Consider the following 13,798-nt stretch of genomic DNA (forward strand, 5'->3'; position numbering starts at 1 on the left):
ACCGGGAATCTTGTTGAGCATCTCGAACGCCAGATCACGCTGCTTGCACAAACGGCCGCTCGGCGCCACCAGATCCTTGATGCTTTGATAGCCGCCCAACGCCGTCTGAATCGCCAACTGACCAGGGGTGTTGGCACACAGGCGCATCGACGCCAGCATGTTCAGGCCTTCGATGTAATCCTTGGCATGACGCTTTTCGCCCGACACCACCATCCAGCCAGCGCGGTAGCCGCACGAACGGTAGTTCTTCGACAAACCGTTGAAAGTCAGGAACAGCACGTCGTCGGCCAGCGAGGCCATGGACGTGTGGGTGTTGCCGTCAAACAGGGTTTTGTCGTAAATCTCGTCGGCCAGCACGATGAGCTGATGCTCACGGGCAACCTGGATGATTTCCTTCAACAGGCTCTCGGGGTACAGCGCACCCGTCGGGTTGTTGGGGTTGATGACGACAATGGCCTTGGTGCGCGGCGTGATCTTGGCGCGAATGTCGGCAATGTCAGGATTCCAGTCATCGGCCTCGTCGCACACATAGTGCACAGGACGACCACCTGACAGGGACACCGCTGCGGTGTAGAGCGGGTAATCCGGCGAGGGCAACAGCACCTCGTCGCCTTCGTTGAGCATGGCATTGAGCGCCATCACGATCAACTCGGACGCGCCGTTGCCCAGGTACACGTCATCAACCGTGACGCCCTGGATGCCCTTTTCCTGGCAGTAATGCACCACCGACTTGCGTGGGGCAAACAAGCCCTTGGAATCGGTGTAGCCCGCCGCGCCCGACAGGTTGCGGATCATGTCCTGCACGATTTCGTCAGGCGGCTCCAGCCCGAACACCGCCAAGTTGCCAATGTTGAGCTTGATGATCTTGTGCCCGTCTTCTTCCATCTGGCGCGCCTTTTCCAGCACGGGCCCACGGATGTCATAACAGACGTTGGCGAGTTTGCTGGACTTGGTAACGGGTTTCAAGACGGACTCCAGGACGGACGAAAGGAGGGAAAGCTAGAATTTAACCACACCCGCTCCCCACACGAGCCCCCCGAGCACGACGATGGGGCGGGCTTTTTGCCTTTTATGCACCATGAAACTGCACGCTGACCGCGCCGAAGGCGTCAATGTCATCCACGCCTGTGACACACAGTCCGTGTCCGTGAACGGAACGCGCTTCACACACAGCGTCCTGATCCCTCACGCCGGCGACGTTCAAGCCTGGCACCCTCGAACCGCTTCGGCCCTGCAAGCATCGGACTTTGAAGCGTTGGCCGCACTGCAACCCGAAGTGGTCATTCTGGGGACCGGCCTGCGCCAGCAGTTTCTGCACCCTCGGCTGACCGCCGCGCTGCTGAGTGCGCGCATCGGCGTCGAAACCATGGACACCACGGCCGCGTGCCGCACCTTCAACGTGCTCGCAGCGGAAGGCCGCCGCGTTCTGGCGGCACTGTTGATCGAGTCGAACGAGTGAACGGCCGCCCCCTCTTCCCGGTGAGCAGCCCCATATCGAGGAGATGCTGCGAACCGCTTATAATGGAAGGCTATTCAAGCAGGTAGCTGATCTCTAGAACATGACACCCGCCCTCAACAAACCTTTGCCGGAATTCGAGGCCGTCGCGACTGGCGGCGTGAAATTCACGCCCCAAGGCTATATCGGTCGAACCGTGGTGCTGTACTTCTATCCGAAGGACCACACCCCAGGCTGCACCACTGAAGCCATGCAATTCCGCGACATGCACAAGGAATTCGTCCAGGCTGGTGCCGTGGTGTTCGGCGTCTCGCGCGACAACCTGGCCTCCCACGACAAGTTCAAGGAAACCTTGGAGTTGCCTTTTGAACTGATCGCTGACACGGAAGAAAAGCTGTGTCACATGTTCGGCGTGGTCAAGAACAAGATCATGTACGGCAAGAAGGTCAAGGGCATCGAGCGCTCGACCTTCCTGATCGGCCCCGATGGCGTGCTGCGTGAAGAATGGCGCGGCATCAAGGTCGCCGGCCACGTAGAAGAAGTGCTGAAGTCTGTTCAAGGCATGAAGCAAGAAGCAGCCTGAGCCCATTCGCTCGCGGTCTGAATCAAGGCGCCCATGTGGCGCCTTTTTCATGCCCGCAGATGTCGCGCCATGCAGACACCCGGCAATGCCATGACGCAGACAACGTACAGCAGGCATGGAGTGTGCATAATGGTTTGCATGCACCTGAGCTTTATCCAACTCGGTTCACCTCTTTCCCTCACGTTGTCTTGCTGCGCCACCGGCAGCACCAAGACGACTCAGCCAAAGGCCGCACCTTGCCTGTGCGGCCTTTTTTGTTTCTGATTCATCCACTGCGGACCTGCCTATGCCCCTGCCCAAGCCGCCCACCAAACGTGCTGACATGCTGCCGGATGACGCGTATACCGCGCAAGCCAAACCGGCCCGGTCCACCAAGGCGCCCCAAAGCGTCTCCAAAGCCAAAGCTGCCATTGAACCTGCACTGAGCCCGACGCTGGAGTTGGTCACGCCGCCCGCGGCACCTGCGATGGATGCGCCTGCACCTGCCGTTGTCAATACGCCTCGCAAGAGTTCGGCAAAGAAAGGTAAAACGCTGGCCGCGCCGGTGGTGGCTGAGCGTACTGAGCCAGCGGCCACGCCAGTCGACAATACGCCCACCAAGACCCCGAAAGCAAAGCCGCAGGTCAATGGCACTCGCCGCGTTCGCACCAGCGACGGCCCGCCCAAGCTGTTTGTGCTGGACACCAACGTGTTGCTGCACGACCCCATGTCGCTGTTCCGCTTTGACGAACACGACATCTACCTGCCCATGATCACGCTCGAAGAGCTGGATGGGCACAAGAAGGGCATGACCGAAGTGGCGCGCAACGCTCGCCAAGTCAGTCGGGACCTGGATGCTTTGGCAGCCGACTTGAGCAATCGCCTGCAAGCCGATCCCGCTGCGGGCATTGACCTCGCCAAGACCGGGCACACGGAAGCCGGCGGAAAGCTGTACTTCCAGACGACCGGTCTGGCGGTCGAGCTGCCTATGGGTTTGCCACAGGGCAAGGCTGACAACCAGATCCTGGGCGTGGTGCAAGCGCTGCGCCACCGCCACCCCGGGCGCGATGTGGTGCTGGTGTCCAAAGACATCAACATGCGCATCAAGGCCCGCGCTCTGGGCCTGCCTGCCGAAGACTACTTCAACGACAAGACGCTGGAAGACGGCGACCTGCTGTACACCGGCGTGCTCGCCCTGCCCTCGGACTTCTGGGAGCGGCACGGCAAAGGCATGGAAAGCTGGCAGCAAGGCGGCGCCACTTACTACCGCGTCAGCGGCCCGATGGTGCCGGCTTTCATGGTCAACCAGTTCGTGTACCTGGAGAGCCCGGGTGCCACACCCTGGTATGGCAAGGTCGCGGAAGTCACCGGCAAATCGGCCGTGTTGCGGACACTGAAGGACTACGCGCACCAGAAGAATGCCGTGTGGGGCGTGGCCGCTCGCAACCGCGAGCAGAACTTTGCACTGAACCTGCTGATGGATCCGGAGTGCGACTTCGTGACACTGACTGGGTCGGCGGGCACCGGCAAGACGCTGATGACCCTGGCATCGGCCCTGTCGCAGGTGCTGGACGAGCGCCGCTACACCGAGATCATCGTGACCCGTGTGACCGTGCCTGTGGGTGAGGACATCGGCTTCCTGCCCGGCACGGAAGAGGAAAAGATGTCGCCCTGGATGGGCGCGCTGGATGACAACCTGGAAGTGCTCGCCCGCGGCGACACCAGCGCAGGCGAATGGGGCCGTGCAGCCACCAATGAACTGGTGCGCAGCAAGATCAAGATCAAGAGCATGAACTTCATGCGCGGGCGCACCTTCCTGAACAAGTTCCTCATCATCGACGAGGCGCAGAACCTGACGCCCAAGCAGATGAAGACCTTGATCACCCGTGCAGGCCCCGGCACCAAGATCGTCTGCCTGGGCAACCTGGCGCAGATCGACACCCCCTACCTGACCGAGGGCTCATCCGGTCTGACTTATGCGGTCGACAAGTTCAAGGGCTGGCCGCACAGTGGCCACGTGACCCTGGCGCGCGGCGAACGCTCGCGTCTGGCGGACTTTGCCTCTGAAGTGCTGTAAGTCGCAGCCCTTCTCCCAACAAAAAGCCGAGGTCAACGCCTCGGCTTTTTTCATGGTGATGTGGCGAACGATCAGGCGCGCTCGAACACGGCCATGCTTTCCACGTGCGCCGTGTGCGGGAACATGTTGACCGCGCCAGCAGACACGCAACGGTAGCCGGCCTGGTGCACCAGCAAGCCAGCGTCACGCGCCAGGGTGCTGGGGCTGCAGCTGACGTACACGATGCGCTGGGGCGGCACCCAGTCCGGCACCAGCGTCGGGTCCTGATGCAGGTCAGCCAGTGCCTTGGCCAAGGCGAAAGCACCTTCACGCGGCGGGTCGATCAGCCACTTGTCGGCATGGCCGTAGCCTGCCAGTTCTTGCGGCGTGATTTCAAACAGGTTACGCGCCACGAAGCTGGTGTTCTCGGCCACGCCGTTGTGACGGGCGTTTTCGCGCGAACGCGCCACCAGGGTTTCGCTGCCCTCGATGCCCAGCACCTCGCGCGCCTGGGTGGCCAAGGGCAGCGTGAAGTTGCCCAGACCGCAGAACCAGTCAATGACCCGCTCGCTCTTTTGCACCTGCAGCAGACGCAGCGCACGCCCCACCAACACCTGGTTGATCGCGTGATTGACCTGCGTGAAGTCGGTCGGCTTGAACGGCATGGTGATGCCGAACTCGGGCAAGGTGTAATCGAGCTTGGGCGCCGACTCGTCCAGCGGGTGGACAGTATCCGGGCCCTTGGGCTGCAACCACCAGGACAAGGTTTCCTGGCCGCCTTCAGCGGGACTGTGTTGGGCGGCAAAGTCCAGCAGACGCTGCGTGTCTGCGGCAGTCAAGGGCTCCAGATGACGCAGCACCAGCACGGTCACCTGCGTGCCCACCGCCACCTCGATCTGGGGCAGACGGTCACGCTGGTCCATGCTGCCGATCAGCTCGCGCAGCGGCATCAGCAAACGGCTGACGTGCGGGGGCAGGATTTCGCAGGTGCGCATGTCGGCCACGTAGCGCGATTTGCGCTCGTGGAAGCCCACCAGCACAGTGCCCTTTTTGGCCACGTAACGCACCGACAGGCGGCCACGGTAGCGGTAGCCCCACGCGGGTCCTTCAATGGGGCGCAGCAGGGTTTCGGCCTTGACCTTGCCCAAGTGCCACAGGTTGTCTTCCAGCACGCGCTGCTTGACGGCCACTTGGGCGCTGGCATGGAAGTGCTGCATCTTGCAGCCGCCGCACAAGCCGAAGAATTCACACTTCGGCGTCACACGCTGCGAGCTGTCACGACGACGGTCGGTCATCGTGGCCTGCTCCCAGTTGTTCTTGCGGCGGGTCACGCTGACGCGCACCTCTTCGCCGGGCAAGGCATCTTCAATGAAGACCACCTTGCCATCGGCACGGTGGGCCACGCCCTGGGCTTCAAGATCCAGGGATTCCACCTTCAGCCACTCCAGATGCGGCGGAACGGGTGCCACCTCGGCTTCAGCGGGGGCGGCAGAAACAGAAAAGGGGGATGATTCGCTCATCCCCCGATTGTCTCAGGACTCTGGGCCGATCCGAAAACCGGCTTGCATCGACTTAACGCGTGGGCAACTGCTTGACCGGGTCAATCGGCTTGCCTTGCTTGCGGATTTCAAAGTGCAGTTGCACCCGATCCGCGTCGGTGGCGCCCATTTCGGCGATCTTCTGACCCTTGCGCACCACCTGGTCTTCCTTGACCAGCAAGGTCTGGTTGTGAGCGTAGGCCGTCAGGTAGTCGCCGGTGTGCTTGATGATGACCAGGTTGCCGTAGCCGCGCAAACCGGAGCCGGCATACACCACGCGGCCGTCACCCGCAGCCACCACGGGATCACCCGCCTTGCCCGCGATGGCGACGCCCTTGCGCTTGCCCTCTTCAAACTGGCCGATGATGGCGCCGTTGGCGGGCCAGATCCAGGCAGGTTCGTCAGCGTCCTTGCTGTCCTTGGCATCTTTGGATGTGTCACGGGCATCGGAGGCAGGCGCTGCCGACGACGCGGCACTGGACGACGACGCAGGTGGAGTCGGCTTGGCACCGCCGGAGGCAGCCGATGCAGGCTTACCGGACTCCAACGGACGCGCTTCAATGCGAGACGACGCAATGGGCTTGGCCGCAGCCACCGGGGCCGCAGCAGTCCCAGCCTCAGCGACTGGCGGCACCACACGCAGCACCTGACCCACTTCGATCAGATTGGGGTTGGAGACACTGTTCCAGGTGGCGATGTCCCGCCACGTCTGGCCTGTTTCCAAACCAATTCGGATGAGCGTGTCACCGGGCTTGACGGTGTAGTAACCGGGCTTGCCAGCATTTTCAGCGCCTGGCGGCAGGCGCACGGGCTGCGACGAAGTGATGGGCGCAGCAGGCGCAGGGCCTGAGCGAACCCGATCATCCACCGGCGCACGATGGTTGGAAGATGCACAACCGGCCAGCACAGCCACAACGGCCAGAGCGGAGGCCAGACGACAGATAGAGGTCATGGACATGTAGAGGTTCGATGACGCCACCAGAACGTGGCGTCATTCCAGATCACGTGGTGCCAGATTTTAGGGGGACGAACAAGACCGCACCGGCACGACTGTATTGCAAAGAGCCATCCGGCAAGCGATCCAGCACGGTCAACACCTGCCCGGCCCCCTCTTGCGTGGGGGCCACCAACCGCCCACCTGGCGCCAGTTGGTCCACCCAGGCCTGAGGCAAAGCCGATCCGCCCGCCGCCGCAATGATGGTGTCGTAGGGCGCATGGGGCGCATGCCCCACCATGCCATCGCCGTAGATCAGACGGATTTCGGGCCATTGTGGCAGGGCCGTGCGCATTTGCTCCAGGTTGGTGCGCGCTTTGGCATGCAAATCATGCAAACGCTCGATCGACACCACTCTGCTGGACAAGTAGGCCAGCAAGGCAGCCTGGTACCCGCAGCCCGTGCCAATTTCCAGGCAGCGCCCGAGAGGGGGCCGCGCGGGCGTGACGCCCATCTCGGCGCCATTCAAACCGGGGCGGACACACAGCAATTGCATCATGGCGGCGACCACCGAGGGTTTGGAGATCGTTTGCCCCAAGCCGATCGGCAGGCTGGTGTCTTCGTACGCCTGATTGACCAAGGCGGTGTCCACGAACAGGTGTCGCGGCACGGCAGCAAACGCTTCCAGCACACCCGCATGACTGATGCCATCGGCCATCAAGCGCTCCACCATGCGTCGGCGCACATGCACCGAATCCAGACCGAGGCCTTGTGGTGCGTGTTGCCGGCGGCGCTCACGCTCGACGGCTTGCAGATGGGCCTGGGGCCTCAACAGCTCAGGCGCGTTGGGGGGAACGCGCACCCCGGATGAAGACGAAGGACGAGGCCCATGAGACCGGCTGGCTGCAAGCTGATCCAGTTGCAGCGGAAAGCGTCGTGGCTTGCGGTCCGATGGGCTTTGACTCATCTGGGCTCCAACCAAGTCTGCCAGGCGGGCAGACGCTGATGATCGGTCATGTCGACTTGCAGCGGGGTGATGGAGACCTGCCCGCTGCGTACGGCATGGAAGTCCGTTCCCTCGCCGTCTTCGCGTGCTTCACCGGCTGGGCCAATCCAGTAGAACAGATCGCCGCGTGGGTTGGCTTGCGCGACGGCTGGGAAACTGGCATGGCGACGGCCCAGTCGGGTGATCGCCCAAGGCGCCTGATCGGCCGTGGCCATGGCGGGAATGTTGACGTTGAGCAACCACGGCGCTTTGGCGGGAGGATGTGCCAACACGTGGTCAATCACCCGGCGCGCCACACGCGCCGCCACATCCAGATGGCCCCAGCCTTTGTCAACCAGCGAAAAGGCGATGGCGGGAATCCCGAACAGATACCCCTCGGTCGCTGCAGCCACGGTGCCGGAGTACAAGGTGTCGTCGCCCATGTTGGCGCCGTTGTTGATGCCGGACAGCACCAGATCAGGCTTGGGGATGAGACCGGCCGTCAGTGCCAAATGAACACTGTCAGAAGGCGTGCCACTCACATAGCGAAAGCCATTGGGCGCCGTGTGCAAACTCAAGGGCTGATGCAGAGTCAGTGCATTGGACGTGCCGCTGGCGTTGCGCTCAGGCGCAAACACATCGATCGTGCCAAGGCCTTGGCACGCCTCGACCAAGGCGGCAATCCCCGGGGCCAGATACCCGTCGTCGTTGGCAATCAGAATTCGCATGCGGTGATTGTAGAAGCGTCGTGTCGTCGCGTTGACAAAACACCCCAGTCTCGGGTTTCGGCCGTAGCGGGATGGGGCCATCGTCTGATAATGTCGCGCAACAGCACCCCAGCAGGGCCAACTCCAACGCACTGATCCCCAAGAGGTATCAGCACAACCACAGCAGTTTTCACAAAGGCTGCGTCGGCAGGACCGCCATGACCGTCAAGGTATTGATTCTGGAAGACAACCCCGTTGCACGAGGCTTCTTGTGCAAGGTGGTTCACGAAAGTCTCAGCGATGTCAGCGAGATCACCGAGGTCGCCGACCTGGAATCCGCCCGTCGCGAATTGGGCTATGCCGCAGGCAACCGTGCGCCGGTCGGCCCGGCGCCCTATCAGTTGATTCTGGTTGACTTGGAACTCCCAGACGGCAGCGGCCTGGAAATGCTGCGCGAGTTGTCGGCCTACCCGGCCACGCGCATCGTCACCACGCTGTATGCGGACGACGAGCACCTCTACCCTGCCCTGCAGATGGGCGCTCACGGTTACCTGCTCAAGGAAGACCGCTTCGAGATTCTGGTGGAAGAGTTGCAAAAGATCGTGCGAGGTCATCCCCCGCTGTCGCCTGCGATCGCTCGCCGTTTGTTGACGCATTTCCGCGCAGGTGAACAAGGCAGCCACAGCGGCCCCGCCCTGCCAGAAGCGGAAGCGCTGACGCAACGTGAAGCCGATGTACTGACCTACCTCAGCAAAGGCTTCACGGTCAAAGAGATTGCGTCGCTGATGGGCCTCAAATGGTTCACCGTCAACGACCACATCAAGGCCGTCTACAAAAAGCTGTACGTTTCAAGCCAGCAGGCTTGATCAGGTTTCCCACTGAGGGGTGTTGCGCAGCACCTCATCCAGTGTGGTGAGGCCCTCGGCCACCTTCATGATGCCAGACAGGCGCAGGGGACGCAGTCCTTCTCGTGCTGCCGTCTGCCGGATCTTGCGCATGTCGATCTCGGGATGCATCGCAGCGCGAACGCCCTCGGTGACGGGCAGCAACTCGTACAAGCCCACTCGGCCCTTGAAGCCAGTCATGCGGCAGTCCAGGCATCCGACAGGCTTGTACGGTTGCAGCTTGCCATTGAGGCGCCAAGGTTTGATCGCATCGGCCAGAGCTTCTGCATCGAGTTGATCATCGGGTTGTTTGCACGACGGGCAGAGTGTGCGCACCAAACGCTGAGCCAGCACGCCAATGACCGTGGCACTGATGAGGTAGCCGGGAACACCCAGATCGGTCATCCGTGTGATGGCCGAGGCGGCATCATTCGTGTGCAGGGTCGAGAACACCAGGTGCCCGGTGAGCGCGGCCTGCGTCGCCATTTCAGCGGTTTCCAGGTCACGGATTTCACCCACCATGATGATGTCGGGGTCCTGACGCATCAGGGCCCGCAGGCCATCCGCAAAGTTCAGGTCAATGGTGGACTGAACCTGCGTCTGGTTGAACGCAGGCTCGATCATTTCGATCGGATCTTCGATGGTGCAGACGTTGACCTCATCGGTCGCCACGCGCTTGAGCGTGGAGTACAGCGTCGTGGTTTTACCTGAGCCCGTCGGACCGGTCACCAAAATGATGCCGTGCGAACGGCCCACCAGTTGTTCCCACGTCTGGATTTCGGCCTGGGCAAAGCCAAGGGCATCGAATGACTTGATGGTGTTGTCAGGATCAAAAATCCGCATCACCAGCTTTTCGCCAAATGCCGTCGGCATGGTGGACAAACGCATTTCGACTTCGTCGCCACCCGGGTTGCGCGTCTTGATGCGGCCGTCCAGCGGGCGGCGCTTCTCCACCACGTCCATGCGGCCCAGCAGTTTGATCCGCGCGACCATGGCCTGCATCACCGACAGAGGCACCTGATAAACGGTGTGCAACACGCCATCAATGCGGAAGCGCATGGCGCCCATTTCCCGACGAGGCTCGAGGTGGATGTCGGAAGCACGCTGGTCGAACGCGTACTGCCACAACCAGTCCACGACCTGGATGATGCCCTGATCGTTGGCATCCAGTTGCCGGTTGGACTTACCCAACTCGACCAACTGTTCGAAATTGTGCGCCACCGAGTCGCCGGACTTTTTGTTGGCGTCCTTGACGGAACGCGCCAAGGTGTAGAACTCGGTGCGATAGCGCTGAAGGTCCAGCGGGCTGGCCACCACCAGCTTGACGGTCTTGCGGGTGTGCGCCTCGATTTCCTCGACCCAGGCTGTATCCAGCGGCTCGCAGGTGGCAATCGTGATGTCATGCAGCCCGAACTGCACCGGCAAGGCACGGCGCCGCTCGGCATAGTTGATGGACATGATGTCGCCCACACGAGAGACTTCCACCTTGAGCGGGTCGATGCGCAGGTAGGGCAGCCCCACTCTGCGAGCCAGCCATTCCGTGAGGGGTTCCAGGTCCAGCGTGCCCGACGTGTCGGCGCGCTTGAGGCCCAGTCCGGCAATCCGCACCAGGGGATGCTGCGCGCTGTCACCTGCAGCAAAACGCTGCGCCACCGTCTGGGCATCCTGTGGTGACAGCACCTTGTCTTCGGTCAGCCAATTGAGCAGCAACCGCCAATCCAGCAAGCCTTTGTGTGGACTGGCCGCTCGCGCAGCAGATGGGGCTGAAACGGCAGAAGACGAGGCGGCGGCGGTCATGTCTTGGCAGGGCGCGGTGAGGTCTGAAACGTAGACAGAAGCTTGACCCATTTTGGCGCAGGCAACTGATAGCGTGCTTGTAAAGTTTCTGCACGTTGCACCAAGGTGTCACGGTCGGGCAGGTCAAACCCTTTCCATGCCAACACGATGGTGTTGCCGTCCGTGGTGGGCTTGAGCTTGGCAACCCGGTGCTCGCCAAACGCTGCCTGAATGCGCGCGGCACTGCGCTCGAAACTGGCATCTCGCCCGAACAGGTTGACGGTCATGACGCCCCCGTCATCGAGCACGCGCCAGCATGCGCGATAGAAGTCCTCGTCGTCCAGCACCGGGCTGGCGGCCTCGTGGTCGTACAGGTCCACACAGAGGGCGTCGGCACTGGCCACATGGTCATCGTGGGTGACATAGCGCGCGGCATCCGCCTGAATGACGGTCAGTCGCTCATCGTCGTCGGGCAAATGAAACCAGTTGCGGCACACAGCGATGACCTGCGGATTGATCTCGACCGCGGTAGTCGGAAGTCGCAAGACGCTGTGGCAGTACTTGGTGATGGCCGATGCGCCCAGGCCCAATTGCAGGCACCGCGTTTCAGACAGCTCGGCAGGGTCACGCAGCAACAGCCAGGACATCATGCGCTGGATGTACTCCAACTCCAGCTTTTGCGGCTGTCGGATGCGCATGGCGCCTTGAATCCAGGGCGTTTCAAGGTGGAGATAGCGCACGCCCCGCTCTTCGGAGATCGTGGCTTCGGGCAAGGTAGGTTTCCGTTTCACGCCGGCGAGTGTGGCACAGTCGCGGGCATGGTTTGCACCTCATCCCGAACAGCGTCATCGCCACGCCTGCAAGGACTGGCACCGATCTGGCGCGCCGACGCCAAACTTCTGATTCTGGGCAGCTTCCCCAGCGTGGCGTCTTTGGCATCGCAGCAGTACTACGCGCATCCGCGTAACCATTTCTGGCCGCTGCTGTCCGCCATTTGGGGACTGCATGGGGCGGCTGCGTTGTCATCCCTCCCTTATGACGACCGTCTTCCGATCGTTCAGGCTCATGGTGTGGCCATTTGGGACGTGTACGCCGGATGCCAGCGCGAGGGCAGTCTCGACAGCGCCATTGAGGCCGCCGAGTTGAATGACCTGCCCGGATGGATGGCGCGATCACCGCACTTGCGCGCCATTGCACACAACGGTGGCGAGTCCGCTCGGCACATGAAGATCACACGGGCTCTGGGGCTGCCGGTTTTCAAGTTGCCGTCCACCAGCCCTGCGAACGCCTCGTGGTCTTTCGAGCGCAAGCTCCAGGCATGGCGAGAGGTGTTCATTCAGGCAGGTGTGGCGTCATGAAAAGAGTGTTGCACCGACTTCGCCACAACGTCGAAGCCCAACTGCTGTGGCCTCTGGGGCTGGCAACCGGCACCTTATGGGGCTTTCTGGCGCTGGCCAACGGCATGACCCGTGGCGCCACGCGTGCTGCTGACGCATGGATTCTTCAGTGGTGCCGGTCAGCAGGAGCCGATGGCGGCGCATGGGGCCCAGCGTGGCTGCCGGACGTCATGCGCGACATCACCGCGCTGGGCAGCCCCACGGTGCTGATCCTGGTCGGCACGGTGGTGTGGGCATATTTGCTGTTGGCTGGTCAGACCCGGATGGCATGGCTGTCTGCGCTGTCGTGTTTGGGCGGATGGGCCACCAGCACGGCCTTGAAAGGGGTCTTCATGCGTGAACGCCCCGAGTTGAGCTTTCACGGCACGCTGGCGGGCGGCTACAGCTTCCCCAGCGGTCACGCCATGATGTCGGCCATCGTGTTTCTGACACTGGCCATGCTGATCGCACGATTGGCGCCACGCACTCGCCTGCGCCTGTACGCCATGAGCGTGGCCACCTTGCTGAGCGGGCTGGTGGGCGTGTCCAGAGTCTATCTGGGTGTCCACTGGGCGTCTGACGTGGCCGCAGGCTGGATGGCCGGTGCGGCTTGGGCCCTGCTGGTGTGGGCCATTGCCCACTGGCTCCAGATCGGTCAGGAAGACAGCCGCTGAACCAGTCGCTGCAATTTGGGCAGAGCGGCCAGGGTGTTGGCTTCGGTTTGCTGTTCGGTGTGCGCCAGGGTCCAGCCGCGCAGCAACGCCAAGGTTTCGGCCATGCGGGGGAGCTCAGCCGGCTCGTTGCGGCTGTGCGCCCCTGCCGCGCGCTGCGCTGCGGTTTGGTACAACCAATGCGGCGGGATGTCTGGCGCATCGGTCTCCAAAACGATGGCCTCTGCGGGCACATCGGCTGCCAGGCGCCGGATTTGCAGCGCACGGTCGTAAGTCATCGCCCCACCAAATCCAAGCTTGAAGCCCAACTCGACGAAGGCGAGCGCCTGTTGCACGCTGCCATTGAAGGCGTGCGCAATGCCGCCCGCAATGGGCCGCCCCGCCGCTCGACAACGTCGCAAATGCTTGAGCAAGATGTCGGCGCTGCGGCGGACATGCAAGATAACGGGCAGGCCATGCTCAGCCGCCAGGATCAACTGTTCCGCATAGAAATGCTCTTGGCGTGCGCGGTGCGCCGCATCTTGCCAAGCAGGGATGAACGCATCCAGTCCGATCTCGCCCACGGCGACCAGACGCGGGTCATCCACCGAGGCCGCCAAGGCCACACGCAGCTGATGCAAAGCGTCGTCCGGTTCGTGATCCACATACAGGGGATGAATACCCAGGGCATACGCGCCCCGCGACTGGACGGCCACCTCGCGCGCTGAGTCAAAGGTCCGAGTGGACACCGCCGGAATGACCACCATGCCGACGCCCGCAGCAACAGCCCGGGACGCCACCGCGGCACGATCTGCGTCGAACTCCGGCGCGTCAAGGTGGCAATGGCTGTCGATCCACATGGCCGCCCTGCCGT

The 13,798-nt window shown here is 62.4% G+C and carries 14 protein-coding genes; 6 read left to right on the forward strand and 8 right to left on the reverse strand.

Translation table 11 applies throughout. The features are described 5' to 3' along the window. On the reverse strand, nucleotides 1–966 hold a 966-nt coding region (locus ACMV18_RS12840), incomplete at its 3' end, for a pyridoxal phosphate-dependent aminotransferase (protein ID WP_420818170.1). A 112-nt stretch (nucleotides 967–1,078) separates the two neighbouring features. Between ACMV18_RS12840 and ACMV18_RS12845 the strand changes: the two genes are divergently transcribed. The 3 genes from ACMV18_RS12845 to ACMV18_RS12855 all read left to right on the forward strand — a co-directional run bounded on the left by ACMV18_RS12845 (nucleotide 1,079) and on the right by ACMV18_RS12855 (nucleotide 4,095). Then, the gene (locus ACMV18_RS12845) at nucleotides 1,079–1,459 is read left to right on the forward strand and encodes an Mth938-like domain-containing protein (protein WP_420818171.1); all 381 of its coding nucleotides are present in this window, start codon (nucleotides 1,079–1,081) and stop codon (nucleotides 1,457–1,459) included. Between the two features lie 100 nt (nucleotides 1,460–1,559). Further along, nucleotides 1,560–2,039, forward strand: a complete 480-nt coding sequence (locus ACMV18_RS12850; RefSeq protein WP_374256752.1) for a peroxiredoxin — start codon at nucleotides 1,560–1,562, stop codon at nucleotides 2,037–2,039. 286 nt (nucleotides 2,040–2,325) lie between these two features. Continuing rightward, nucleotides 2,326–4,095 (forward strand): PhoH family protein, encoded by a 1,770-nt coding sequence (locus tag ACMV18_RS12855; protein WP_420818172.1) that lies wholly within the window; start codon nucleotides 2,326–2,328, stop codon nucleotides 4,093–4,095. A 71-nt stretch (nucleotides 4,096–4,166) separates the two neighbouring features. Here ACMV18_RS12855 and rlmD read toward each other — a convergent pair whose 3' ends face one another. From rlmD to surE, 4 genes are read right to left on the reverse strand one after another with little or no spacing between them, the layout of a single operon-like run. Further along, nucleotides 4,167–5,594 carry a 23S rRNA (uracil(1939)-C(5))-methyltransferase RlmD gene (gene rlmD, locus ACMV18_RS12860; RefSeq protein ID WP_420818173.1) on the reverse strand — a complete coding sequence of 476 codons (1,428 nt, stop codon included), beginning with the start codon at nucleotides 5,592–5,594 and terminating at the stop codon, nucleotides 4,167–4,169. Nucleotides 5,595–5,646: 52 nt separating this feature from the next. After that, the gene (locus tag ACMV18_RS12865) at nucleotides 5,647–6,570 is read right to left on the reverse strand and encodes a peptidoglycan DD-metalloendopeptidase family protein (protein ID WP_420818174.1); all 924 of its coding nucleotides are present in this window, start codon (nucleotides 6,568–6,570) and stop codon (nucleotides 5,647–5,649) included. A 43-nt stretch (nucleotides 6,571–6,613) separates the two neighbouring features. Next, nucleotides 6,614–7,513 carry a protein-L-isoaspartate O-methyltransferase family protein gene (locus tag ACMV18_RS12870; protein WP_420818175.1) on the reverse strand — a complete coding sequence of 300 codons (900 nt, stop codon included), beginning with the start codon at nucleotides 7,511–7,513 and terminating at the stop codon, nucleotides 6,614–6,616. Continuing rightward, on the reverse strand, nucleotides 7,510–8,259 hold the full coding sequence (gene surE / locus ACMV18_RS12875; RefSeq protein WP_374256760.1) for a 5'/3'-nucleotidase SurE: 750 nt from the start codon (nucleotides 8,257–8,259) through the stop codon (nucleotides 7,510–7,512). The genes ACMV18_RS12870 and surE overlap by 4 nt, the downstream gene beginning before the upstream one ends. 197 nt (nucleotides 8,260–8,456) lie before the next feature. Here surE and ACMV18_RS12880 point away from each other — a divergent pair, with 197 nt between their 5' ends. After that, entirely contained in the window at nucleotides 8,457–9,104 is a 648-nt protein-coding gene (locus ACMV18_RS12880) for a response regulator (protein ID WP_374256762.1), read from the forward strand. Here ACMV18_RS12880 and ACMV18_RS12885 read toward each other — a convergent pair whose 3' ends face one another. Beyond that, nucleotides 9,105–10,919, reverse strand: a complete 1,815-nt coding sequence (locus tag ACMV18_RS12885; protein ID WP_374256764.1) for a GspE/PulE family protein — start codon at nucleotides 10,917–10,919, stop codon at nucleotides 9,105–9,107. Then, nucleotides 10,916–11,689, reverse strand: a complete 774-nt coding sequence (locus ACMV18_RS12890; RefSeq protein ID WP_374256766.1) for a methyltransferase domain-containing protein — start codon at nucleotides 11,687–11,689, stop codon at nucleotides 10,916–10,918. Before ACMV18_RS12890 ends, ACMV18_RS12885 begins: the two co-directional genes overlap by 4 nt. A 27-nt stretch (nucleotides 11,690–11,716) precedes the next feature. On the opposite strand from ACMV18_RS12890, the gene ACMV18_RS12895 reads away from it, so the two are divergent. Beyond that, nucleotides 11,717–12,256: a DNA-deoxyinosine glycosylase gene (locus ACMV18_RS12895; protein ID WP_420818177.1), complete on the forward strand. Its 540-nt coding sequence runs from the start codon at nucleotides 11,717–11,719 to the stop codon at nucleotides 12,254–12,256. After that, nucleotides 12,253–12,948 (forward strand): phosphatase PAP2 family protein, encoded by a 696-nt coding sequence (locus tag ACMV18_RS12900; protein ID WP_420818178.1) that lies wholly within the window; start codon nucleotides 12,253–12,255, stop codon nucleotides 12,946–12,948. Before ACMV18_RS12895 ends, ACMV18_RS12900 begins: the two co-directional genes overlap by 4 nt. Here ACMV18_RS12900 and ACMV18_RS12905 read toward each other — a convergent pair. After that, the gene (locus ACMV18_RS12905) at nucleotides 12,930–13,784 is read right to left on the reverse strand and encodes a TatD family hydrolase (protein ID WP_420818179.1); all 855 of its coding nucleotides are present in this window, start codon (nucleotides 13,782–13,784) and stop codon (nucleotides 12,930–12,932) included. The genes ACMV18_RS12900 and ACMV18_RS12905 overlap by 19 nt on opposite strands. Nucleotides 13,785–13,798: the final 14 nt, after the last annotated feature.

Origin of the sequence: Aquabacterium sp., assembly GCF_048860245.1 — a bacterium.
Lineage (GTDB): Bacteria > Pseudomonadota > Gammaproteobacteria > Burkholderiales > Burkholderiaceae_C > Aquabacterium.